Genomic DNA, 22,395 nt, shown 5'->3' on the forward strand with positions numbered 1-22,395 from the left:
CATGAGCGAGCAGGCCAGGAAGACGGCGGAGGCACTGGAGTACCTCACCGGCTTCGGCAACGAGCACAGCTCGGAGGCCGTCCCCGGCGCACTGCCGATCGGCCGGAACTCGCCCCAGCGCGCCCCCCTCGGCCTCTACGCCGAGCAGCTCAGCGGCAGCGCCTTCACCGAGCCCCGCACCCACAACCGCCGCTCCTGGCTCTACCGGATCCGCCCCTCGGCAGCGCACCCGCCCTTCACCCGGATCGACAACGGGGCCCTGCGTTCCGCCCCCTTCACCGAATCCGTGGCGGACCCGAACCGGCTCCGCTGGAACCCGCTGCCCGAGCCGGCCCCCGGCACCGACTTCCTCGCCGGCCTGTGGACCCTCGGCGGCAACGGCGACGCCGCCCAGCGCGCCGGCATGGCCATCCACCTCTACGCCGCCAACGCCGACATGACCGACCGGGTGTTCAGCGACTCCGACGGCGAGCTCCTGATCGTCCCCGAGCGCGGCGGGCTGCTCCTGCGCACCGAGCTGGGCCTGCTGGCCGCCCGCCCGGGCGACATGGCCCTCATCCCGCGCGGCGTCCGCTTCCGCGTCGAGCTGCTCGACGCGGACGCCCGCGGCTACATCTGCGAGAACTACGGCCAGCCCTTCGAGCTGCCGAACCTGGGCCCGATCGGCGCCAACGGACTCGCCGCCGCGCGGGACTTCCAGGCCCCGGTGGCCGCGTACGAGGACAGCGAGCGCCCGACCGAGGTGATCAACAAGTTCTGCGGCAACCTCTGGTCCGCGACCTACGACCACTCCCCGCTCGACGTGGTCGCCTGGCACGGCAGCCACGTCCCCTACGTGTACGACATGCGCCGCTTCAACGTCCTGGGCTCGATCAGCTACGACCACCCCGACCCGTCGATCTTCACGGTCCTGACCTCACCCTCCGACACCCCGGGGCTGGCCGGCGTGGACTTCGTGGTCTTCGCCCCGCGCTGGCTGGTCGGCGAGGACACCTTCCGTCCGCCCTACTTCCACCGCAACGTGATGAGCGAGTACATGGGCCTCATCGAGGGGGCCTACGACGCCAAGGCCGAGGGCTTCGTCCCCGGCGGCGGCTCGCTCCACAACATGATGTCCGCGCACGGACCCGACCACGAGACCTTCGAGCGGGCCAGTGCGGCCGAGCTGAAGCCGCAGAAGATCGACGACGGCCTGGCCTTCATGTTCGAGACCCGCTGGCCGATCACCGCCACCGCGCAGGCGGCCGGCGCCGATCACCTCCAGCGCGGGTACGACGACGTGTGGCAGGGCCTGCGGCGCCACTTCCGCGCCTGACCTGCACTGCATACGCTGCAAGGGCCGTACCCTGCCCTGCGTGCGTCCGCCGCACGAACCCCTGCCCAGCACCTCGGAGATCCACCCGTGACCGCCTTCGCCCCCGACTCGCTGGTACTGAACCGGAAGCTGCCGCTCTGGTACCAGGTGTCGCAGTCACTGCGCGCCTCGATACTGGGGCGCACCCCGGACTCCTCGCTGCGCCTGCCCACCGAGGAGCAGCTGGCCGGGCACTACGGGGTGAGCGTGCTGACCATGCGGCAGGCGCTCAAGGAGTTGGAGGGTGAGGGTCTGATCAGCCGGCACCGGCGGCGCGGCACCTTCATCGAGCCGGGGGCGTTGCGCAGCACCCCGGTCCGGCTGCTGGGCTCGGTCGACGCGATCGTGGCCCAGCAGTCGGGCGACCGTACGACGATCCTCGGGCACGGCCGCACCGCCGTGTCCGGGGAGTTGCTGGAGCACTTCCCGGACACGGCCGAGGTGGTCACGTACCGCCGCCTGCGCCGCGACCGGGAGAGCGGCGAGCCGACCAACTGGGCGGAGAACGCGGTCCTCCCGGAGTTCGCCGAGGCGGTGGACCTCGCCGATCTCGAACGCTGGCCGATGACGAAGGTCCTGCGGGACATCGTGGGGGTGCGCATCAGCCGGATCACGGACACGGTGGAGGCCCGCCTGGCCGATCCGGAGACCGCCGAGCTGCTCCAGGTGCCGCTGCTGAGCCCGATCCTGCACTACACGGGCGTCACGTACGACGAGGACGGCCGGGTCGTCGACGTGGCCCGGATCCGCTACCGCGGCGACCGGTTCTCCTTCACGGTGACGGTCGACGCGCACTGACGGCGACGCGCACCGACGGCCGAGGCACACCGACCGCCGACGCGCACTGACGGCCGACGCGCACCCACGGCCGGCCCCCGGACACCCTGGCCCCGGACACCCTGGCCTCGGACACCCCGGGGCCGGCCCTCCGGTGCCGGCCCTCCGGTGTCCAGGCTCCGGTGCGCCTACTTCTCGTCGTCCTCCCTGGTGCGTTCGCCCTCCGCCTGGGACGGCGTGGTCCGCATCGTGTGGGGGTGCTGCCGCTGCTTGCGCTGGGCCTCGTCCATGTCCTCGTCGAGGCGCTCGCCCTCGGCCTGTGACGGGGTCGTGTATTCGTCGTACTGACTCATGACCGCCTCCTCAGCCTCCTCGGTCGAAATCCGTACGAATGCCTATACAGGGAGCCTAGCTCGTCGGCCTGGACGCAGCCCGGCCATCGGATCCCGTCGCTACCATCAGCGGCGTGAGCGATGACGTACCGCTGCTCGAGGATCTGATGCCCTGGTCCGTGGGCGGCCTGCGCCTGGGCCGGGACTGGGTGGCCGCACCCGACCCGGCGGCCCTGCGCGCCCGCTGGGCCGCCCTGACCGGCTCCGAAGGGGCCGAGCGGGAGCGGTTGTTCCGCCCGAGCCGCAGCCGTCGGCCCGACGCCGGGGCGGCCGCCCTGCCGGGGCAGCGCTCGGCGGCCACGGCTCGCTTCGCCGACGACCCGGGCCCCTGCCCCGACCCCGTACGGGTGCTCCGCGAGCCCTTCGACGAGCAGTGGCTGCTGCCCGACCAGCGGCTCATCGACACGGCCCGCCCCGAGCTCTGGCGGGTCCGGGACGAGCACCAGCTGTTCCTCGTCGAGACACCGGATCCGCTGGTCACCGCACACCTCCCCGTCGGCCGCCTCGGCCGGATCCGCCCCTTGCACCGGCGCCCCGGCGGCGCCGAGCCGAATCTCGCGCCCGGCCTGCTGCCCCTGCTGGACGCGCACCACGGCGGCCGGGTGACCCCGGAGGACGTCCTGTCCTGGATCCTCGCCGCCGGCCGCCCGGGGCGGCGCGGGTACGAGGTCCCGCTCGCCGCCGATCCCGAGCGCTGGCGGACCGGGCTGGAGCTGGGGCACCGGCTGCTGAGCGTGCAGCTGCGCGGGGCCCGCGGTGGTGAGCCACCCCGGCTGCCCGGCGGGCGTCGGCCGTACGTCCGCTCGGCGGTCTCGGGCCGACCCCGCGAGCTCGCGTACGACGCCGAGAGCGAGACGCTGAGCCTCGGGAGCGGGACGGTCTCCCCCGTCCCGGTCGGGGCCTGGGAGTACGAGGCGCAGGGCGTGCGGGTGCTGCCGGCCTGGTTCGCCGCGCGCACCGCGCACCGGGGTCCGGACGCCGAGGGGCTGGCCGCGTTGGGGCCGGGCGCGTGGCCGCAGAGCTGGACCTCGGAACTGCTCGCCCTGGTGACCACGTTGGCGTTGCTGGCCGAACTGGATCCGGAGCGGGCCGCGTTCGAGCCCGGTCCGGAGCTGTCGGCCGAGGCGCTGCGCGTGGCCGGCGTGCTGCCGCCGCCGGCCTGGGCCCGACGTCCGGCCTCGGTGCTGGACCACCAGGAGGAGGGCCCGGGCGGGCAGTTCACCCTCCTGTGAGGAGGGGTGCGGACAGCGCGCCTACGCGCCCCAGGCCCCCAGCAGCCGGGACACCGTGCGGTCGAACACCTCGTCCATGTCGAGCCCGGCGCCCGGGACCGGGCCGCCGCCGGTGAGAGCCGCCGCCAGCCGCGGGTACTCCCCGGTGGCCAGCCGGGAGCCGAGCCAGGCCGTCCGTACGCGCTGCTCCTCCACCTCGCTCCAGGGCAGCGACCGGGCCCGTTCGGCCAGCGCCAGCTCGCTCGCCACGAAGGTCCCGACGGTGCCGTTGACGGCGGCGACGAGCTCCAGCTTCTCGCCGTCCGTCACGTCGAGCGGAGCCAGGCAGTCCAGGCTGTACTCCAGGTAGCGCAGGGCGTTGGGGCCGAAGCCGTAGACCGGGCTCAGCAGGCGCGGCAGCCAGGGATGGCGGTGCATCAGCGCGCGTGTCCCGCGGGCCAGGGTGAGCAGGTCGGCCCGCCAGTCGCCGGTCGGCGGCGGGAGCTCGTACTCCCCGCTGACCGCGTCGACCATCAGCTCGTGCAGGTCCTCCTTGCGCGGCACGTAGTTGTAGAGGGACATCGTGCCCGCGCCGATCCCGGCCGCCACGCGCCGCATGGAGACGGCCTCGATCCCCTCCTCGTCGGCGATCCGCACCGCCTCGGCCGCGATCGACTCACGGCTGTGCGCGGGTCTCGGTCCGCGGCCGGCCCGTTGGGGGCGGGACCAGATCACTTCGGGTTCAGCGGGTCGCCCGCCGGCTGTCATGGCTCAGATCACCTCGTCGTCTCCCCACCATCTTAGTTACGTACACCGTACGTAGTGAGGTATGGTGGCACACATGACTACTACGTACGCTGTACTTAGTGAGGGTCTGGAGAAGAACTTCGGAGAGGTCCACGCCCTGCGCGGCCTCGACCTCGCCGTCCCCGAGGGCACGGTCTGCGGCCTCCTCGGTCCCAACGGCGCGGGCAAGACCACTGCCGTGCGGATCCTCACCACCCTCACCGCACCCACCGGCGGCCGCGCCCTCGTCGCCGGTCACGACGTCACCCGGGATCCCGCCGCCGTCCGCCGCGCCATCGGCGTCACCGGCCAGTACGCCTCCGTCGACGGGGACCTGACCGGCCGTGAGAACCTCCGGCTCTTCGCCCGACTGGCCGGACTGCGCGGTCGCGCCGGCCGAACCCGCGCCGACGAGCTGCTGGAGCACTTCGGGCTGACCGAGGCCGCCGACCGGATGACCGGCACATGGTCCGGCGGCATGAAGCGGCGTCTGGACCTGGCCGCGGGCTTGGTCACCCGCCCCCGGGTGCTGTTCCTCGACGAGCCCACCACCGGCCTGGACCCGGCGGCCCGCGCGCAGATCTGGACGGCGGTGCGCGCGCTCTCCGAAGCGGGCACCACCGTGCTGCTCACCACCCAGTACCTGGAGGAGGCCGACCGGTTGGCCGACGAGATCGTGGTCGTCGACCGCGGTCGGGTCGCCGCCACCGGCACTCCGGAGCGGCTGAAGGCCCGGATCGGCGCCCGCGCCGAGGTCACCGTCGCGGAGCCCGGGGCGCTCACGCGCGCCGCCGCCGTGCTCGACCAGCTCACCGGCGGCCGGCCCGTGCTCGACGAGGAGCGGCTGGCCGTCGGCGTCACCGTGCTCGACGGCGCCCTGACCCTGCCGCGGATCATCCGGGAACTCGACACCGCCGGTGTCCCGGTCACGGACGCGAGCCTGCGCCCGCCCACCCTCGACGAGGTCTTCCTCCGCCTCACCCAGGCCCACGGCAGCGCCGCCGTCACCGCCACCGCCACCGCCACCGCCACCGCCGATCAGGAGTTCGCCGCATGAGCACCCTGCTGTACGACGGCGGAGCCGTCGTGACCCGCCAGCTCCAGAAGGCCCGGCACGCCCCGGCGCTGCTGATCCTCACCCAGACCATGCCGATCACCATGCTGCTGTTCTTCGGCTACGTCTTCGGCAGCGCGCTCGCCATGCCGGGCACGGAGTACCGGGAGTTCCTGGTCCCCGGACTGCTGGCCGCCACCGCCGCGAACGGCCTGATGACCGGCCTGTTCACGGCCTCGCAGGACGCCCACCGCGGCGTGATGGACCGCTTCCGTACCCTGCCGATGAGCCGCACCGCCGTTCCGCTCGGACAGACGGCCGCCGACCTGCTGACCACCGGCGTGTCGATGGTGCCGCTGATGCTGGTGGGGCTGGCGATGGGCTGGCGCATCGAGAACGGTCTGCCCGGCGCGCTCGGCGCCCTCGGTGTGCTGCTGCTGTTCCGCTTCGCGACCGCGTGGGTGGGCACGTACCTCGGCCTGCTGAGCCGCAGCGAGGAGGCGGCCGGCCAACTCGGCGGTGCCACCTTCGTCCTGCCGATGCTCTCCAGCGCGTACCTGCCGACCGCGGGGCTGCCCGGGTGGCTGCGCGCGGTCGCCGAGTGGAACCCGATCAGCGCCGTCGCCACCGCCGTGCGCGAGCTGTGCGGGAACGCCGGCGGCGAGGCGGCGGCGGGCGCCGCCTGGCCCGCGGCGCATCCCGTGGCCGGGGCGCTGCTGTGGTCGGGTCTGCTGCTCGCGGTGTTCGTACCGGCGACCACCCGCAGGTTCGCACGCGGCCGGTAGTGACAGCGGCCCGTCCGACCCGGTAGGCAGGGCCCATGACCACCGAACCACTCCCCCTGGACGGCATCACCGTCGTCGCCGTCGAACAGGCCGTCTCGGCCCCCTTCGCCACCCGTCAGCTCGCCGACCTCGGCGCCCGGGTGATCAAGGTCGAGCGCCCCGACGGCGGCGACTTCGCCCGTGCCTACGACACGGCCGCGCACGGTCTCGCCTCGCACTTCGTGTGGGCCAACCGGGGCAAGGAGTCGATCGCGCTCGACCTGAAGGACCCGCGCGGCCGGGAGGTCCTGCACGGGCTGCTGGCCGGCGCCGACGTCTTCGTGCAGAACCTCGCGCAGGGGGCCGCGGCCCGGCTCGGACTCGACTCGGCCGCGCTGTGCGCGCGTTACCCCCGGCTGGTCGCCGTGGACGTCTCCGGCTACGGGGCCGAGGGCCCGTACGCGCACAAGCGCGCCTACGACATGCTCGTGCAGTGCGAGGCGGGCCTGGTGTCCGTGACCGGCACTCCCGAGAAGCCCGTCAAGGCGGGGATCCCGGCGGCGGACATCGCGGCGGCCATGTACGCCTTCTCGGGCGTCCTGGCCGCCCTGCTGCGCCGCGGGGTGACCGGGCGCGGGGGCAGGGTGGAGGTGTCCATGCTGGACGCGCTCGCCGAGTGGATGGGACATCCGCTGCATCACACGATGCACGGCGGGGAGCAGCCCGTTCGTACCGGCCTCGCGCACGCGGTGATCGCGCCCTACGACGCCTACGCGACGGCCGACGGGGACCGGGTGCTGCTCTCGGTGCAGAACGACCGCGAGTGGCGGCGGCTGGCACAACAGGTCCTGGAGCAGCCGGAGTTGGCGGACGATCCGGCGTACTCGACGAACGGGGCGCGCACGGTGAACCGGGAGAAGACCGACGCGGTGGTGGCCGAGGCGCTGGGCCGGCTCGGCGCGGACGAGGCGATCGGACGGCTGGAGGCGGCGGGCATCGCGTGCGCGCGGCTGAACTCCGTGGCCCAGCTGGCAGGGCATCCGCAGCTCGCGGCCCGGGACCGCTGGCGGGAGGTGGATTCACCGGCCGGTCCGCTGCGGGCCCTGCTGCCGCCGATCGGGCTGCCGGGCGGCGCGGCACCGCACATGGGTGCGGTGCCCGCGCTGGGCGAGCACACCGATTCCCTGCTGAGCGCCCTGGGGATGGCGGACGCACAGATCTCGGAACTGCGCCGGGACGGTGTGATCGGGTAGGGCCGGGGAGCCGGAGGCCGAGGGGCCGACGGCTGCGGTACGGGGACGGTTACGAGCGGCGACTGCCGAAGAGCGTGCGACGCAGACGACGCAGCGGCGCGAAGAGCGAGACGCGCGCGCTCCGGCTCCGCAGACGGTGCGTGTGGTCGCGGGAGGTGAGCTCGCGCATCAGCAGCGTCGCCTCGGCGGTCTCCCGGTGCGGGACGGCGGGACCGCCCAGCACAGAGAGGTGGCGGTCGAGGCGCGAGCTGGTCGCACTGCTGCCGCAGGTGATGGCAGGCACGCGAGGCGGCCTGCTGCGCATTGCTATCTGTTCCATGATCTCTCCCCACCCGTACGAGGGCACCCGGCCCGGGCAGGTTAACCCTATCGCCCCCGCGTCGCCCCCGGGTATCCCGGTGGTGTGAATTACCCCTGTGGCGACGGGGAGTTGACGATTACTCAGCGGAGTCGCCGATTACTCTCCGCACAGACGTCACGCTGCGAGAGGCCTCTGCGCGAGTCCCGTCACGACAGGAGCCACTTGGCCCACACTGCGCTAACTTGGAGTGATCGCCCGGTGACACCCGGGCGCACGGGAGCACACTCGGGGGCGCGCGTGAGTGACCAATCGAACTCCGATCGTGTCATCGCGGGCCGTTACCGGCTGCTCGAACCGATCGGCCGGGGCGGTATGGGCATCGTGTGGCGGGCCAGGGACGAGGTGCTCGCCCGTGATGTCGCCGTCAAGGAGGTACGGGCGCCGGTCGGGCTGGAACCCACCGAACTGGAGCGGCTGTACCGGCGCCTGGAGCGGGAGGCATGGGCCGCGGCCAGGGTCTCGCACCGCGGGGTCGTCACCGTCTACGACGTGGCGTCCGAGGGCGGTCGGCCCTGGATCGTGATGGAGCTGGTGCGCGGACTCTCACTGGCGGACGTGCTGGAGGCCGAGGGGCCGATGCCCCCTCAGCGGGCCGCGCACATCGGGGAACAGGTGCTCGCCGCGCTGCGCTCGGCGCACGACTCCGGGGTGCTGCACCGGGACGTGAAGCCGGGCAACGTCCTGATCGCCAACGACGGCCGGGTGGTGCTCGGCGACTTCGGGATCGCGACCCTGGAGGGCTCCTCGTCGATCACCATGACGGGCGAGGTGGTCGGGTCGCCCGAATTCCTGCCGCCGGAACGAGCGTTGGGGCGCGATCCGGGACCGGCCTCGGACCTGTGGGCGCTCGGGATCATGCTCTACACGGCCGTCGAGGGAGTCTCGCCCTTCCGGCAGGCCACCCCGCTGGACACCTTGCGGGCCGTGGTGGACACGGAGTTGCCGCCGCCGCGCCGGGCCGGGGCGCTGACGCCCGTCCTGGAGGGGCTGCTGCGCAAGGACCCGGCCGAGCGGCTGAGCGCGGCGGAGGCGGCCCGGATGCTGCGGGTGGTGGGCGCGGGCGGGACCGTACAGGCCCCCGACGGGCCGGTGTCGGGGCCGGACGCCCCGACGGTCGTCGCCCACCACGGGCAGGGGACGGACACCCCGCGCGAGCCGTACCGGCCGCGGCCGACGCCGGCGGCGCCACCGCCGCACGCGGCTCCGTACGGGACGCCCCCGGCGGCAGCGCGCGAGGGGAACGCCGGGCTGGTCCTGACCGTCGGCATCGTGCTGATGGTGCTGGCTCTGGTCGCGGTGGGGTGGCTGCTCGTCAAGGACCTCGGGAACAGCGACGGCCCGGGCGACGGGAACGGCTCCCCGACGGGCTCGGCGACGGCCTCCCGGAGCGTGACCACGACGCCTTCGACGACTCCGTCGGCCCCGGTGTCGGCCTCCGCCTCGGGGCCGACGGGACAGCACGTCTCGGTGTACGTGGACGTGGTGCGCTCCTCCTACACCGGCAGCTGCCCGCCACCGGCCGGATCCGCGCCCGCCTTCACGGCCACCGTCGAGGTGGAGCGCACCCCGGTCGTACTGGAGTACCGCTGGGCGACGCGCAGCGGTCGTACCTCCGGACCCGACTGGCAGTCCGTCACGTACGAGGAGGGCGGGCCGAGGAGCCGGCGGCTGGAGCACACCGAGCTCACGCACGACCCGGACGGGATGTTCGAGGACGCGGTCCGCCTGGAGGTGCGGGGACCGGCGGAGGTGGCCACCCAGTGGGTGACCACCTCCGTGACGTGCCGGAAGGAGGCCCCGACGAGCGGGGCCTCCTCCCCCGGGCCGAGTACGTCGGCCTCGGCGTCGGCGTCACCGTCGGCGACGCCGACGCCGACGACCAGCGCTCCGGCGAGTCCCGCGAACGATGAGCCGGACGGGACGGCCCGAACGGACCAGGCCGATCGAGCGGGTCGGTCGGATCAGTCGGATCAGTCGGATCGAGCCGGTCAGGCGGCGTTCGTGAAGACCGGCAGGTAGCCGCCGGACTGTCCGGCCGCGGTCGGGTGGTACGACTCGCCGATGTTCAGCCAGTTGACGCTGTGCAGCCACGCGCTGCCGGAGCAGATCTCATGGCCCGTGAAGGTGCCGGCGACCGAGGCGAAGGTGAAGCCGTGGTTGGCGGCGCGTTTGGCGATGGCGGCGTTGAGGTGGTCGGCGGCGCCGTTGATGGCGGCCCGTTCGCCCTCGGTCAGGCCGGTGGTACAGGTGCCGTTCAGCTTGTAGAAGCGGGGATAGCCGAGGACGACGACGTGCGCGCCGGGCGAGCGGCCGCTGATGGCGTTGTAGACCTGGTCGAGCTGACCGGGGAGGGTGGAGTCCACGTATGCCTTGGCCTGGTTCACGCGGTTGACGCAGGTGGATTCGGACTGGAGCACACAGGTGGTCATGACGTCGGAGAATCCGGCGTCGTTCCCACCGATGGTGATGCTGACCAGGTCGGTGCCGGAGTTGAGCGGGGCGAGCTGGCCCGCGAGGACATCACCCGTACGAGCGCCCGAGCAGGCGGTGAAGGCGAAGGTCTGCGGGGAGTGGGCCGCGGCCCAGAGGGCGGGGTAGGCGCGGGTGGTGCGCTTGCAGTTGCCGCTCGCGCCGTCGTAGTTGCCGGCGCCGACGCCGGAGGAGTACGAGTCGCCGAGGGCGACGTAGCCGAAGTCGGCCCGGGCGGTGGCGGCCGCCTGGCCCGCGCCGAACAGGGTGGCGCCCGCGGCGAGTAAGAGGGAGGAGGTCAGGGCAGCGAAGCGCGACAGTTTCATGCTCATGTGTGCGGCTCCTTGTGGGGGTTACTCCTGAGTCCGTGGTACAAGCAGCCGGGGATTGCTGGAAGTGTCCATGCCAAGAATGTTCAGGGCAGGGTTGCGGCCCGAACCTTCACTCCGAATGCGTTTGAAGAGGGAACTTGGGCACCCGATCCAGCGAAACACGGGTGCACGGGGGCATCGTGTGCCGGATCATGGGCGCCATGTCAGCCAACCCGCAGGACGCGCTGCCGATCCGGCTCAACGTCGACGACAGCGACTCACCGTCGGACGTCGTCGACGCGCTCTTCCTCGGCCGGTTCGCGTCCGGCGAGCAGCCGTACTCGCACAGCGTGTCGATCGAGCGGGTCAAGCCGGAGGCCACTCTCCTGCCGCCGGAGGCCACGGTGTTGCGCTCGGCTCGCGACAGCGACCGCAGCGCCACCCTCGCCGAGGGCGAGGGTTGGACCATGCTCGTCTCGCGCTGGAGCCGCGGCGCGGACGTCACCGTGACGGCGGTCAGCGACGAACTCGCCGCCGGGGTGCTGGGCCAGGCCACGGAAGGCGTCCAGGACGAACCCGAACCGCAACCCGAGAACGTGACGATGGGCTTCTGGTACGTCTCCCCGCGCCGCGGCCCGTACCGCACGACCCGCCAGATCGCGGCCGGAACCTGGGCGGAGGTACGGCCCAACTACACGGCTCCGGTGGCCGGGGCGATGGACCGGCTGATGAAGGTGACCCCGGACGACATCGCGGGCCGGCTGCTCCTGCTGCACGGGCCGCCGGGTACGGGCAAGACCTCCGCGCTGCGGACGCTGGCCCGGTCGTGGCGGGACTGGTGCCAGGTGGACTGCGTCCTGGACCCGGAGCGGCTGTTCAACGACGTGGGCTACCTGATGGACATCGCGATCGGGGAGGACGAGGGCACGGCGAAGGGCCGCTGGCGGTTGCTGCTGCTGGAGGACTGCGACGAGCTGATCCGGGGCGAGGCCCGACACACGGCCGGGCAGGCGCTGTCCCGACTGCTGAACCTGACGGACGGACTGCTGGGGCAGGGCCGCAACGTTCTGGTGGGGGTCACCACCAACGAGGACCTGGAACGGCTCCACCCGGCGGTGGTCCGGCCGGGGCGCTGCCTGGCCCGCATCGAGGTCGGCCGGCTGACCCACCGGGAGGCGGTGGACTGGCTGGGCACGGACGAGGGCGTCTCCCGCGAGGGCGCAAGCCTGGCGGAGCTGTTCGCCCTACGGCGCGGCACGGGCCCGGCGGCGATCCTGCCCCCGCAGCCGCACAGCTCGGAGGCGGGGCTGTACCTCTGACCTCCGGCTCGGCGGGGCGGTTCACCGGCCGGGCCGCGCGCAGCGCGGGTTCGGCATGATCCGGAGGAGACGGCCCGGCCTGATCCGGAAGACGGGCTAGCCGGCGGCGTACCGGGCCCGGAGGGCGTCCGTCGCCGCGGCGATCGCGTCGGCCTGCGTCAGGCCGAGCCGGTGGACGCGGTCCGCGTACGCCTGGGCGGCCGCGGCCGCCTCCCGGGACACCGCGTCCCCCGCGGCCGCGATGAAGGTTCCGTTCCGGCCTCGCGTCTCGATCACCGCGTCCGCCTCCAGCGCCCGATACGCCTTCGCGACCGTGTTGGCGGCCAGCCCCAGCTCCTCCGCGAGGCCCCGTACCGTCGGCAGTTTGAAGCCCGCCGGGAGCTTCCCCGACCGGGCCCGGTCGGCGATCTGCGCGCGCAGCTGTTCGTACGGGGCGGCCGAGCCGGCCGAGCCGTCGATGGTGATCTTCAGGTTTGTCGAGGTCACGCGGGTGATTGTCCCCCATCGGCGGTTAATTGGGAGGCGCACGTCGCGAAGGCGCACGTAGCGTCTGCCCCATGACCGCATCGATCCGTGGCCTCCGCCCCGACGACCTCGCGGACGCGGAGTCCGTCGTACGGGTACTGCGCGCGGCCCTGCCCTTCTCGATCACCAGCGCCGAGGGCCTGGCCTTCGAGCTCTCCTCCGCCCATCCGGCGAAGCACCACCGCGTCCTCGTCGCCGAGGGCCCGGACGGCCGGGTCGTGGGCGCCGCCCGGGCCGGCATCGTGTACGACAGCCCCGATCCCGGACAGTCGTACCTCAACACGTACGTCGATCCCGCCCACCGCGGTCTCGGCGCCGGCCGCCTCCTGCTCCACGCGGCCGAGGAGCACCTCGCCGCGCACGGCGCGGTGGACGCGTACTCCTGGGTCCTCGACGAGCCCGCGCACCGTGCCTTCGCCGAGCGGAACGGTTACCTGCCCCGCCGCTCGGCGCACCGCCTGCGCCTGGACCTGGCGACGGTCACGCTGCCCGAGCTGCCGCGGGACGAGGATCTGCCGGCCGGGGTCGAACTGCGTCCCGGCTCCGCCTTCGCCGCCGATCCGCGTCCGCTCTTCGAGGCCGACGCCGAGGCGACCGCCGACGAACCGGGCGATGTGGCGGTCGAGCCGTCCGACTACGAGGACTGGCTCGCCCACATCTGGAACGACCCGACCCTCGACAAGGAGCTGACCACCGTCGCCCTGGTCGACGGTGTGGTGGCCTCCTTCGCCGCGGTGCAGACGGACGGCGCCGCCCGCTACGGCTCGGCGATGACCGGCACCGTGCGCGCCTTCCGGGGTCGGGGACTGGCCAAGCTCGCCAAGACGGCCTCCCTGCACCGGGCCCGCGCGGCCGGGTTCAGGGAGGCCTTCACCGGCAACGACGCGGGCAACGACCCGATGCTCGCCATCAACGAGTGGTTCGGCTACGAGATCTGCGCGACCGAGACGCGCTTCACGAAGAAGCTGGAGACCCTGTGACCACACAGCTGACCGTCGTCCTGACCAAGGCCGGCCGGACCAAGATCCGCTACCCGGCGGCGCAGGTCGCCGACGACGGCGACCGGATCTCCGTGCGCGCCCCCTGGGCGGCCGAGGGCGTACGGGACTTCGGCTTCGTGCGTTTCGAGCCGGGCGACGTGTTCGTCGAGCACTTCTGGCGGACCCGCTGGTACGCCGTCAAGGAGGTGTGGACCGCGGGCGGTGTCCTCAAGGGCTGGTACTGCGACGTGACGCGGCCCGCCCTGGTGCGGAGCGGGGAGATCCTCGTGGAGGACCTGGACCTCGACCTGTGGGTGTCGGCGGACGGGAACTCCGTGCTGCGGCTGGACGAGGACGAGTTCGCCGAGAGCGGGCTCGCCGCGAACGACCCGGAGGCCGCGGCCCAGGCGGTACGGGCCCTCGACGCACTGGACGACCAGGCCCGGTCGGCGGCCGGCCTGTCCGCGCTCCTCTCGTAGCCCGGGGAGGTGGGGCCCGGGTCCCGGGGCGCGCGGCGGCCCTCCCGTGGGGAGCCGGGAGGGCGCCGGGCCCGGGATGGTCCGGGGCCACACCATACGCACGGGCCTCAGGGGCCCGATAGGCATATGACAGGGGAGATTCCGGATCCCGGGCACCTGATCGCGGACACCCGATCCCGGACACCCGATCCCACCTCCCGGAGGAACCGAGCATGGTCGTCCACACCGCCACCCCGCTCACCGAGTCGATCTCCACGCCCGAGCGGGTCTGGTACGCCTCCTACGGGTCCAACATGCACATGGACCGCCTGGCCACGTACCTCGCCGGCGGGACCCCGCCGGGCGCGGCCCGCACGTACCCGGGCTGCCGCGACCACCGGGCCCCCGAGCGCTCGATCGCGGTCGAGCTGGAGGGCTGCCTGTACTTCGCCACGGAGTCCCCCGTGTGGACGGGGGGCCGGGGCTTCTACGACCCCACGGCCCCCGGTCGCACGCGCGGACGGGCACACCTGGTGACGGTCGGCCAGATGTCCGACATCGCCGCCCAGGAGATGTACGAGGAACCGGGAGCCGACCTGGATCTCACGACGGCCCTACGGGACGGCCGCGACGAGCTCGGCCCGGGCCGGTACGAGACGCTGATCTGCCCGGGCACGATCGAGGGCATCCCCCTGCTGACCTTCACCGCACCGTGGAGCCTCCAGGACGTCGAGGTGCTCAACCCGTCGGGCGCGTACCTGCGCTACCTGGCCGGCGGCCTCCTGGAGTCCGGCCCCTGGGAGGAGCAGGACATCGCCGCCTACCTCGCGTCCTGCCCCGGCGCCGCCGGCAACTGGACGCCGGCACAGGTGCGGGAGCTGCTGACGACCGACAAGATCCGCCCCTGATCGAGACGGCGTCATCGCATGATCCACCGGCGCGCACCGTGGCCGACCCCTGCGGAGCTGCGAGCCTCGATGGAACAGAAGCATGCGGACGACAGGCGGGCTGCGGGCGCCGTGGCCCGGCCGCGCAGGGCGGCTGACGACCGACGCGGAGCCGGAGGCTCCGGGCCGGACGGGCGCTGAGCGGTCGGTTCCTGAGGCGGCTCTTGTCTCCGGCTTAAGGGGGCCCTAAGGATCCGCTCCGGCGGGGCTGTGGGGGCAGAACCCGTGGTCGGGGCGGCTAGCTTGGCCGGGCCAGGACAGGAAGGGCCCGTTGTGGCGCCGCCGGGGGGCGGCGCACCACGGGTCCGATTCCGCCGGCACGCCCCTGCCTTGTGCCCGAAGGAGATCCCCCATGCCCGCACGCCGCCGCACCGCCATCACGCTGACCCGTATCGCCGCCGCCGGCCTGGCCCCGCTCGCGCTGGCCGCGTACGCCGCGGCTCCCGCGGTCGCCCACGGTTCGATGACGGACCCGGTCAGCCGGGTGGCGGCCTGCTATGCCGAGGGGCCGGAGTCCCCGAAGTCGGCGGCCTGCAAGGCCGCGGTCGCGGCGGCCGGGACGCAGCCGTTCTACGACTGGAACGCGGTGAACATCGCCAACGCGGCCGGGAACCACCGCTCGTTGATCCCGAACGGGCAGCTCTGCTCGGCCGGCAACGACAAGTACCGGGGGCTGGACCTGGCCCGTGCCGACTGGCCGGCCGGCCCGATGTCCGCCGGCGCGCACACCTTCCGCTACAAGGGCACGGCCCCGCACAAGGGCACCTTCGAGCTGTACGTGACGAAGGACGGCTACGACCCGACGAAGCCCCTGGCCTGGTCCGACCTGGAACCCGCGCCGTTCGCGAAGGTCACCGACCCGGGCATGCAGAACGGCGACTACGTCTTCTCCGGGACCGTCCCGAACAAGTCGGGCCGCCACCTCATCTACAGCATCTGGCAGCGCTCCGACAGCCCGGAGGCCTTCTACACCTGCTCGGACGTGGTCTTCGGCAAGGACAACGGCGGCGGCACCGGTTCCGAGCCGAGCGGCAAGCCGAGCGACAAGGCGAGCGCCAAGCCGTCCGGGAAGCCCTCGGACAAGCCGTCCGACAAGCCCGTCGACAAGCCCTCGGCCCCGACCGACCAGCAGATCTCCGACGGCGCCGGAAAGTCCACCGTGGAGCACAACGGCCACGGCGACAACGACCCGAAGACGAACGGCACGAAGGACGCCGCCGCCGTCCCGATCGCGGCCGCTCCTTCCTCGCCGGCCGCTGCCAAGGCCAACCTCGCGGAGACGGGCGGCAACAGCGCCACCCCGACGATCGCGATCGCCGGGGCCGCCGCCCTCGCCGTCGGCGCGGCCGCGCTGTTCGGGGCCGCCCGCCGTCGCACCGCGCGTACGACGACGGGCCGCCACGGCCGCTAGCCGGGCCGATCGGTGTCGGACCGCCCGCGCCCGGTCAGTCGAAGACCGAGGCGCAGGTGGTCCGTTCGGCGTTCGCCGGGTCGAGGGCGTTGACCGCCTCGTGCCAGGCGATCCGGTCGGTGAGCCCGATGCCGACGTGCTCCGAGAGGTCCAGGAAGCACAGGTCCTGAAGGACGACGTTGCGTACGTTCACCCCCTCCAGGAAGCCGCTCCGGTAGGGCGTCACCACTTCGTCGTACTTGGTCGCGATGACCGTGTACTTCACCCCGGGAACGGTGTCCCCGCCCTCGTTCAGCTTCTGCAGGAAGGCGGATCCGGCGATCTGGTCGGCGAGGCCCGGGGTCGCGGTGCTGATCAGGTCCTCGGCCCCGGGGAAGTACGGGAGCAGCTTGGTGAATCCGAGCAGCGTGGTGCCGTGGTTGTCGGGGGCGAGCCCGACCAGCGCGTTGACCTTCGAGGCACCGCCGAGGAACTTCAGGTAGTAGCGCGGCATCATGCCGCCCTGCGAGTGCCCCACGATGTCGGTCTTGGAGGCGCCGGTGGCGGCCAGCACCTTGTCGACGAAGACGTCGAGCTGTTCGGCGGACTTGTCGATGGGGCCGAGCCCGTTGAAGAGGGGTACGCCGGGCAACTGGCCGTAGTCGAGCGAGTAGACGCAGTACCCGCGGTGCACGAGGTACGGGGCGAAGCCGAGCCAGTTGTCCCAGGAGTTGCCGAAGGTGCCGTGCACGAGCACGACGGGGCGCGGATGCGCGGCGGACGGCTTGCAGGACCAGTTGTTCCAGCCGCTGCTGGGTGCGGACGCGGCCTGCACCGCACCGGTGGGGGCGACGAGTGCGGCGGCGGTGAGGGTGAGGACGACGAGTGGGCGGAGCAGGCGTCTCCAGGGCAGCATCGGGTGATCTCCTCGCGGGTGATTCAAGGGGATGAGCGTGGGGGTTCGTCCCGTGATCCGGATCACAAGGGGGAGCTGCTGCCGCTAAATTACGGGTGAGTAGGAACACAGGGAAGTTACGCGTCAGTAAAAAATCGCGCGTCGCCCGGGCGAACGCTTACGGGCCGTCAGGCGGCCAACGTGCCGCGGGCGATGGCGTGCTGCCCGAAGCGCGCGCGGACCCGGTCCGTGACCGCCTCCAGGCGGCGGGCCTTCTCGTCCTCGAGGTCGAGGCTCAGCTGCCGCGTGGCCCGTTCCGCCGAGGTCAGGTCCTCGGCGCGCAGCGACAACGCGCGGACCCGGGCCCGCTGCAGGCCGAGGCCCGCGTAGAGGGCGTAGGCCGTGGCGGTCAGGGCCGCCGAGTGCGCGGTGGGCTCGGTCAGGGTGCGCGTCCGGGTGAGCGTGGTGCGGTCGGCGCAGCGGACGGTGAGCGAGAGGGTCCGGCAGACCTGCCCCCGGCCCTGTTCTTGTGTACGAAGCTTCGCGCCGAGCTCCTCCGTCAGCGAGAGCAGCGCCCGCCGGTGCCGTACGGGATCCAGCTCGTCCAGATCGAAGAGCCGCTCGGCGGCGACGGCGCGGGCGGCGGCACCCGGCCGGACCGGGGTCCGATCGATCCCCAGGGCGCGCTCGTGCACCTCGCGGCCGAGCCGGGCGCCGAGGATCCGCCGCAGGGCGGCGGGCGGGGCGGCGGCGACCCGGCCGACGGAATCGAGCCCGTAGGAGCACAGGGTGCGGGCGGCCTTCGGCCCGACCCCGTCGAGGACGGTGACGGGCTTGCCCGCCAGGAACTCCCGTACGGCGGTGGGGTTCCCGGGGATCACCAGGGTCCGGCCGGGCCCGGCCTCGCGGGCCGCGGCCCGGGCCAGCATGGGGTTGCCTGCCACGCCGACGGCGGCGTCCACGCCGTACAGGGCGAGGGCCCGGACCCGGACCAGGGCGGCCAGCCGGGTGGCGTCGCAGCCGAAGTAGCGCAGCGCGCCCCGGACCTCGGCGAGGACGGTGTCGGGCGGCACGGCCTGCACGGCCGGGGTGATACCCCCGAGCAGCGCGAGCACCCCGGCGTACTCCCGGGCCCCGAGCGGCCCCCCGTCGGCGGGGTACGGGCGCAGGCACATCACGACCCGCTCGGCGGTGGTCATCCCGCGCTCCCCGGGCTGGAGTGCCACAGCTTGCGGCCGGTCGCGGGGCCGGTGCCGGGCGGCTGGAGGTCGGCCCAGGGGTTCATCTCGTACCCCGTGGACATGCGGATCCTGCGGCCGGGGGCCCGCCCGGCCGCCTCGTGGTCGGCGCCGCCCTCCCCAGCGGCCGATTCCGCGGCCGACCCGCCCGGATCGGCCGCGGGCTCCGCGAGGCGGGCCGCGACCGCGTCCAGGCCGCCCGCCGCCCGCAGTTCCACCAGCTCCGCCAGGTTCCACGCCGCCGCGCCGACCACGCTCAGGCTCTGCGGGCCGCGTCGCTGCACCACACCGCGTACCAGCAGCAGGAAGGAGTGGAAGACGGTGTGCGCGCAGCGTTCGTGACTGTCGTCGAAGAAGGCCAGGTCGACCAGGCCCGTCCCGTCGTCCAGCGTCGTGAAGATGACCCGCCTCCCGGAGCGGATCGGCGGGGTCTGGGTGGCCGCCTTGGCCCCCGCGACCAGCACGGTCTGCCCATGCTCGGTGTCGCGCAGCCGGCGCGCCGGAATCACTCCCAGTTCGGCCAGGAAGGCGTGGTGGTCCCCCATCAGGTGCCGCGAGGCGTCCATGCCGAGGACGCCCAGCTCGGCGCTGAGCCGTTCCGCATCGGTCAGGTCGGGCAGTCCGACGGAGGCCGTGGACCGGCCGCCCTCCAGCGGGAGTTGTGGACCGCGCACGCCTGCGGCCCGCTGCGCGCCGTGCAGTTCGGACACGTGCAGGAGCAGGTCCCGCCGGTTGGCACCGAAGGCGTCCAACGCGCCCACCTGTGCGAGCCGTTCGGCCACCGGGCGGCCCGGGTGCGCCCGGTCCCAGAAGTCACGCAGGGAGGCGTACGGCTGTCCGGCCTCGATCCGGTCCGCCTCGGCCCCGCTGATGCCGTGGACGTCGGACAGTCCGAGCCGCAGCCCCCACACCCCACTCACACCACCCGTATCGGACACCAGTTCGATACGATGGGCGGCCGCCGACCGGTTCACGTCCAAGGGCAGCACCGGCACACCCCGCCGCCGCGCGTCCGCCAGCAGCAGCCGCTTCGGGTACATCCCCGGGTCGTGGGTGAGCAGCCCGGCGTAGAAGGCCGCCGGGTGGTGCGCCTTCAGCCAGGCCGACTGGTAGGTGGGCACCGCGAAGGCCACCGCGTGCGCCTTGCAGAAGCCGTACGAGCCGAAGGCCTCCACGATCTCCCAGGTCCGGCCGATCACCTCCACCGGATAGCCGCGCTCGGCCGCCTTCGCCGCGAACCAGACCTTGATCCGCGGCTGCGACTGCGGGTCGGACAGCCCGCGCCGCACCCGGTCCGCCTCGTCCCGCCCGCAACCGGTCATGACGTGCACGATCTCGATGATCTGCTCGTGGAAGACCACCACCCCGTACGTCTCGCGCAGCGCGTCGGCCAGGTCCGGGTGCGGGAAGCGGACCGGGGCCCGCCCGTGCCGGGCCTCGATGAAGGGCCGCACCATGTCGGCGGCCACCGGCCCCGGCCGGAACAGCGAGATGTCGACGACCAGGTCGTGGAAGGTCGCCGGCTGGAGCCTCCCCACCAGATCCCGCTGGCCCGGCGATTCGATCTGGAAACAGCCCAGGGTCTCGGCCGAGCGGATCAGCTCGTACGTGGCCCGGTCGCCCGGCGGCACCTGCGCCGGGTCGTCCAGATCGAGCTCCCGCCCCGTGCCGCGGCGGATCTCCGCGACCGCGTGCGCCATCGCGGACTGCATCCGCACGCCCAGCACGTCCAGCTTGAGCAGCCCGAGCTCCTCCACGTCGTCCTTGTCGAACTGGGACATGGGGAAGCCCTCGCCGCTGGTGGGCACCACCGGCGTACGGGCGAGCAGCGAGTCGTCGGAGAGCAGCACCCCGCACGGGTGCATGGCGATCCCGCGCGGCAGCGCGTCCAGCGACTCGACGAGCTCCCACAGTCGCCCGTACGACTCCCCTCGTACGTCACGCAGTTCGGGCAACTCCTCCAGCGCGGCGCGGGCGTCGCGGGCCCGGATGTGCGGGAAGGCCTTGGCGAGCCGGTCGGTGACGGCCGGGTCCATGGACAGCGCGGCGCCGACGTCGCGGATGGCGTGCCGGACCCGGTAGGTCTCGGGCATGGAGACGGTGGCGACGCGCTCGGTGCCGAACCGGTCCATGATCCGCCGGTAGACCTCCAGCCGGCGGGCGGACTCCACGTCGATGTCGATGTCGGGCAGGACGCGCCGCCGCTTGGAGAGGAAGCGCTCCATCAGCAGGCCCTGCTCGACGGGGTCCGCGTGCGCGATCCCGAGCAGGTGGTTGACGAGGGATCCGGCGCCGGACCCGCGGGCGGCCACCCGGATGCCCATCTCCCGCACATCGTCCACCACTTGAGCGACCGTCAGGAAGTAAGAGGCGAAGCCGTGGTAGGCGATGACGTCGAGCTCCTGGTGCATCCGCTCCCAGTACGCGCGGTCGCCCGCGTACCCGCGCAGCACCATGCCGGCCGAGGCCCGGGAGGTGAGGACCCGCTGGGCGCTGCGGTGGGCCGCGCCGACGAGCCGGGCCTCGGGGAAGTGCACGGAACCCATGCCGAGGTCGTCCTCGGGGTCCACGGAACAGGCTTCGGCGGTGTGCCGGGTCTCCGCGAGCAGGTGCCTGGCGTCGGCGGGGCGCAGGCCGGCCGCCCGGGCGATCCGGTCGGCGGCCTCGGCCATGGCGGCGGGGTCCTTGAGCCAGCGCTCGCCGCTGTCGAGGGGGCCCCGGCGGTCGATGGGGACCAGGCGGCGGGCCGCGTCGAGGATGTCGGCGACCGGGCCCTGGCCGGGGTCGGCGTAGCGGACGGCGTTGGTCAGCACGGCCGGAACGCCCTGCTCGGCGGCGAAGCCGACGGTACGGGCGGCCAGCCGGAGCGAGCCGGGCCCGGTGCCGGTGCGGCCGTGGTGGACGGCCTCCAGACGCAGGGAGTCGCCGTAGATCTCCCGCCAGGGCGCGAGCAGCCGGGCGGCCCGGTCGGGACGGCCCGCGGCGAGCGCCCGCCCCACCTCGGAGCCTGGCCCGAGCAGCACGAAGACGCCCTCCCCGCGCAGCGCCTTCCAGGGCACCAGCGGGACCTCGACGGCCTCCGCGTGGGCGGCGGTGACCATCCGGCACAGCTCGGCCCAGCCGGCGGCCCCGTCCCGGGCCAGGAAGACGGCCCGCGCGGCGGACTCGTCCACGAAGGCCCCGCCCTTGACGGGGGTGCGCCGCCGGTACGAGGCCTCGCCGACCCCGTCACCCACGGCGGATCCGGTCGGGCCCCCCGACCCGGCCGGACCCGTCGCGGACGGGACCGCCAGGTCCACTCCGAACAGCGGCCGGATGCCCGCCTGCGCGCACGCCTTCGCGAACCGGACCGCACCCGCGAGGGTGTCGCGGTCGGTCAGGGCGAGGGCGTCCATGCCCCGCTCGGCGGCACGCTCCGCCAGCCGCTGGGGGTGTGAGCCTCCGTAGCGCATGGAGAACCCCGAAACGGTGTGCAGATGCGTAAAACCAGGCACCCGCGGCCTCCTGCTTCGCTCGAATGAACACCTCCCCCGCTCTCCACCATAGAGTAATTCGAATATTCGTGCGAAACACATGTTCGCCCCCTCCCCTGCGGGTGCCCTGCGGGGTGCTCGGCGGTGTGCGGCCCGGCGGTGTGCGGCTCGGCTGCGGGGTGCTCGGCGGTTTGCGGTGCGGCGCCGTTGCCGGGGCCCCGCCCCGGACCCCGCGCCTCAATCGCCGGCGGGGCTGGGTTTGGCGGGTCCGTGTCTTGGTGTGCGGCGGGGCGGGGCTGGGATTTGGCGGGTCGGTGTCGGTGGTGGGTCGGGTCGGGGGGCCGGGGGGGGGTGGGTGCTCGGGTCGCGCCCTACGGGTGTGTGTCGGGTTTGGGGGGGGGGGGGGGGCGCGGGGAGCGGGGACGCCCCCCCCCGCCC

20 protein-coding genes are annotated in these 22,395 nt (G+C 73.4%); 12 read left to right on the forward strand and 8 right to left on the reverse strand.

Features of this window, described 5'->3' with window-relative positions; genetic code table 11:
* Window position 1 precedes the first annotated feature (1 nt).
* Window positions 2-1,315: a homogentisate 1,2-dioxygenase gene (hmgA, locus tag ACGFYY_RS32415; RefSeq protein WP_365271028.1), complete on the forward strand. Its 1,314-nt coding sequence runs from the start codon at window positions 2-4 to the stop codon at window positions 1,313-1,315.
* A gap of 87 nt (window positions 1,316-1,402) precedes the next feature.
* Window positions 1,403-2,152 carry a GntR family transcriptional regulator gene (locus tag ACGFYY_RS32420; RefSeq protein WP_393714864.1) on the forward strand — a complete coding sequence of 250 codons (750 nt, stop codon included), beginning with the start codon at window positions 1,403-1,405 and terminating at the stop codon, window positions 2,150-2,152.
* Window positions 2,153-2,319: 167 nt separating this feature from the next.
* Here ACGFYY_RS32420 and ACGFYY_RS32425 read toward each other — a convergent pair whose 3' ends face one another.
* Window positions 2,320-2,484, reverse strand: a complete 165-nt coding sequence (locus ACGFYY_RS32425) for a hypothetical protein (protein WP_190620231.1) — start codon at window positions 2,482-2,484, stop codon at window positions 2,320-2,322.
* Window positions 2,485-2,630: 146 nt separating this feature from the next.
* On the opposite strand from ACGFYY_RS32425, the gene ACGFYY_RS32430 reads away from it, so the two are divergent.
* Window positions 2,631-3,755 (forward strand): type ISP restriction/modification enzyme, encoded by a 1,125-nt coding sequence (locus tag ACGFYY_RS32430; protein ID WP_393714903.1) that lies wholly within the window; start codon window positions 2,631-2,633, stop codon window positions 3,753-3,755.
* Between the two features lie 21 nt (window positions 3,756-3,776).
* Here the strand turns inward: ACGFYY_RS32430 and ACGFYY_RS32435 are convergent, their stop codons facing one another.
* On the reverse strand, window positions 3,777-4,502 hold the full coding sequence (locus ACGFYY_RS32435) for a TetR/AcrR family transcriptional regulator (protein ID WP_393714867.1): 726 nt from the start codon (window positions 4,500-4,502) through the stop codon (window positions 3,777-3,779).
* 73 nt (window positions 4,503-4,575) lie between these two features.
* Between ACGFYY_RS32435 and ACGFYY_RS32440 the strand changes: the two genes are divergently transcribed.
* The 3 genes from ACGFYY_RS32440 to ACGFYY_RS32450 are packed head-to-tail and all read left to right on the forward strand — an operon-like array spanning window position 4,576 to window position 7,591.
* Window positions 4,576-5,577: an ATP-binding cassette domain-containing protein gene (locus ACGFYY_RS32440; RefSeq protein ID WP_393714869.1), complete on the forward strand. Its 1,002-nt coding sequence runs from the start codon at window positions 4,576-4,578 to the stop codon at window positions 5,575-5,577.
* Window positions 5,574-6,359, forward strand: coding sequence for an ABC transporter permease (locus ACGFYY_RS32445; protein WP_365271039.1), 786 nt, complete (start codon window positions 5,574-5,576; stop codon window positions 6,357-6,359). The genes ACGFYY_RS32440 and ACGFYY_RS32445 overlap by 4 nt, the downstream gene beginning before the upstream one ends.
* Before the next feature lie 35 nt (window positions 6,360-6,394).
* Window positions 6,395-7,591 carry a CaiB/BaiF CoA transferase family protein gene (locus ACGFYY_RS32450; protein ID WP_393714871.1) on the forward strand — a complete coding sequence of 399 codons (1,197 nt, stop codon included), beginning with the start codon at window positions 6,395-6,397 and terminating at the stop codon, window positions 7,589-7,591.
* 49 nt (window positions 7,592-7,640) lie between these two features.
* On the opposite strand, the gene ACGFYY_RS32455 is transcribed toward ACGFYY_RS32450, so the two are convergent.
* A complete protein-coding gene (locus tag ACGFYY_RS32455) occupies window positions 7,641-7,910 on the reverse strand; it encodes a hypothetical protein (protein WP_030723188.1) in 270 nt (89 codons plus the stop codon).
* A 279-nt stretch (window positions 7,911-8,189) separates the two neighbouring features.
* On the opposite strand from ACGFYY_RS32455, the gene ACGFYY_RS32460 reads away from it, so the two are divergent.
* A complete protein-coding gene (locus ACGFYY_RS32460) occupies window positions 8,190-9,971 on the forward strand; it encodes a serine/threonine-protein kinase (RefSeq protein ID WP_393714874.1) in 1,782 nt (593 codons plus the stop codon).
* Here ACGFYY_RS32460 and ACGFYY_RS32465 read toward each other — a convergent pair.
* Complete coding sequence (locus ACGFYY_RS32465) at window positions 9,941-10,747, reverse strand: SGNH/GDSL hydrolase family protein (RefSeq protein WP_365271085.1); 807 nt, start codon at window positions 10,745-10,747, stop codon at window positions 9,941-9,943. The genes ACGFYY_RS32460 and ACGFYY_RS32465 overlap by 31 nt on opposite strands.
* 206 nt (window positions 10,748-10,953) lie before the next feature.
* On the opposite strand from ACGFYY_RS32465, the gene ACGFYY_RS32470 reads away from it, so the two are divergent.
* Entirely contained in the window at window positions 10,954-12,051 is a 1,098-nt protein-coding gene (locus ACGFYY_RS32470; RefSeq protein ID WP_393714876.1) for a DUF5925 domain-containing protein, read from the forward strand.
* 96 nt (window positions 12,052-12,147) lie between these two features.
* Here ACGFYY_RS32470 and ACGFYY_RS32475 read toward each other — a convergent pair whose 3' ends face one another.
* Window positions 12,148-12,537 carry a GntR family transcriptional regulator gene (locus ACGFYY_RS32475; protein WP_365271051.1) on the reverse strand — a complete coding sequence of 130 codons (390 nt, stop codon included), beginning with the start codon at window positions 12,535-12,537 and terminating at the stop codon, window positions 12,148-12,150.
* A 71-nt stretch (window positions 12,538-12,608) separates the two neighbouring features.
* Here ACGFYY_RS32475 and ACGFYY_RS32480 point away from each other — a divergent pair, with 71 nt between their 5' ends.
* From ACGFYY_RS32480 to ACGFYY_RS32495, 4 genes are all read left to right on the forward strand, one after another.
* Entirely contained in the window at window positions 12,609-13,556 is a 948-nt protein-coding gene (locus tag ACGFYY_RS32480; protein WP_393714878.1) for a GNAT family N-acetyltransferase, read from the forward strand.
* Window positions 13,553-14,035 carry a DUF402 domain-containing protein gene (locus ACGFYY_RS32485; protein ID WP_393714880.1) on the forward strand — a complete coding sequence of 161 codons (483 nt, stop codon included), beginning with the start codon at window positions 13,553-13,555 and terminating at the stop codon, window positions 14,033-14,035. The genes ACGFYY_RS32480 and ACGFYY_RS32485 overlap by 4 nt, the downstream gene beginning before the upstream one ends.
* 212 nt (window positions 14,036-14,247) lie before the next feature.
* A complete protein-coding gene (locus ACGFYY_RS32490) occupies window positions 14,248-14,922 on the forward strand; it encodes a histone deacetylase (RefSeq protein ID WP_393714882.1) in 675 nt (224 codons plus the stop codon).
* A 391-nt stretch (window positions 14,923-15,313) separates the two neighbouring features.
* Window positions 15,314-16,372 (forward strand): lytic polysaccharide monooxygenase, encoded by a 1,059-nt coding sequence (locus tag ACGFYY_RS32495; RefSeq protein WP_393714884.1) that lies wholly within the window; start codon window positions 15,314-15,316, stop codon window positions 16,370-16,372.
* A 34-nt stretch (window positions 16,373-16,406) separates the two neighbouring features.
* Here ACGFYY_RS32495 and ACGFYY_RS32500 read toward each other — a convergent pair whose 3' ends face one another.
* The 3 genes from ACGFYY_RS32500 to ACGFYY_RS32510 form a co-directional block, all read right to left on the reverse strand.
* Window positions 16,407-17,267 (reverse strand): esterase/lipase family protein, encoded by an 861-nt coding sequence (locus tag ACGFYY_RS32500; protein ID WP_393714886.1) that lies wholly within the window; start codon window positions 17,265-17,267, stop codon window positions 16,407-16,409.
* 167 nt (window positions 17,268-17,434) lie between these two features.
* Window positions 17,435-18,445 carry a hypothetical protein gene (locus ACGFYY_RS32505; protein ID WP_393714888.1) on the reverse strand — a complete coding sequence of 337 codons (1,011 nt, stop codon included), beginning with the start codon at window positions 18,443-18,445 and terminating at the stop codon, window positions 17,435-17,437.
* Window positions 18,442-21,978, reverse strand: coding sequence for a DNA polymerase III subunit alpha (locus ACGFYY_RS32510; protein ID WP_393714890.1), 3,537 nt, complete (start codon window positions 21,976-21,978; stop codon window positions 18,442-18,444). Before ACGFYY_RS32510 ends, ACGFYY_RS32505 begins: the two co-directional genes overlap by 4 nt.
* Window positions 21,979-22,395 lie beyond the last annotated feature (417 nt).

The sequence above is a fragment of the Streptomyces sp. NPDC048331 genome (assembly GCF_043201215.1).
GTDB lineage: Bacteria > Actinomycetota > Actinomycetes > Streptomycetales > Streptomycetaceae > Streptomyces.

Bases quoted from the DNA above. Each gene is read 5' to 3' on its own strand.
- hmgA (WP_365271028.1), top strand. From the start codon at position 2: ATGAGCGAGCAGGCCAGGAAGACGGCGGAGGCACTGGAGTACCTCACC.
- ACGFYY_RS32425 (WP_190620231.1), bottom strand. From the start codon at position 2,484: ATGAGTCAGTACGACGAATACACGACCCCGTCACAGGCCGAGGGCGAG.
- ACGFYY_RS32430 (WP_393714903.1), top strand. From the start codon at position 2,631: ATGCCCTGGTCCGTGGGCGGCCTGCGCCTGGGCCGGGACTGGGTGGCC.
- ACGFYY_RS32435 (WP_393714867.1), bottom strand. From the start codon at position 4,502: ATGACAGCCGGCGGGCGACCCGCTGAACCCGAAGTGATCTGGTCCCGC.
- ACGFYY_RS32440 (WP_393714869.1), top strand. From the start codon at position 4,576: ATGACTACTACGTACGCTGTACTTAGTGAGGGTCTGGAGAAGAACTTC.
- ACGFYY_RS32445 (WP_365271039.1), top strand. From the start codon at position 5,574: ATGAGCACCCTGCTGTACGACGGCGGAGCCGTCGTGACCCGCCAGCTC.
- ACGFYY_RS32450 (WP_393714871.1), top strand. From the start codon at position 6,395: ATGACCACCGAACCACTCCCCCTGGACGGCATCACCGTCGTCGCCGTC.
- ACGFYY_RS32455 (WP_030723188.1), bottom strand. From the start codon at position 7,910: ATGGAACAGATAGCAATGCGCAGCAGGCCGCCTCGCGTGCCTGCCATC.
- ACGFYY_RS32465 (WP_365271085.1), bottom strand. From the start codon at position 10,747: ATGAAACTGTCGCGCTTCGCTGCCCTGACCTCCTCCCTCTTACTCGCC.
- ACGFYY_RS32470 (WP_393714876.1), top strand. From the start codon at position 10,954: ATGTCAGCCAACCCGCAGGACGCGCTGCCGATCCGGCTCAACGTCGAC.
- ACGFYY_RS32480 (WP_393714878.1), top strand. From the start codon at position 12,609: ATGACCGCATCGATCCGTGGCCTCCGCCCCGACGACCTCGCGGACGCG.
- ACGFYY_RS32490 (WP_393714882.1), top strand. From the start codon at position 14,248: ATGGTCGTCCACACCGCCACCCCGCTCACCGAGTCGATCTCCACGCCC.
- ACGFYY_RS32495 (WP_393714884.1), top strand. From the start codon at position 15,314: ATGCCCGCACGCCGCCGCACCGCCATCACGCTGACCCGTATCGCCGCC.
- ACGFYY_RS32500 (WP_393714886.1), bottom strand. From the start codon at position 17,267: ATGCTGCCCTGGAGACGCCTGCTCCGCCCACTCGTCGTCCTCACCCTC.
- ACGFYY_RS32505 (WP_393714888.1), bottom strand. From the start codon at position 18,445: ATGACCACCGCCGAGCGGGTCGTGATGTGCCTGCGCCCGTACCCCGCC.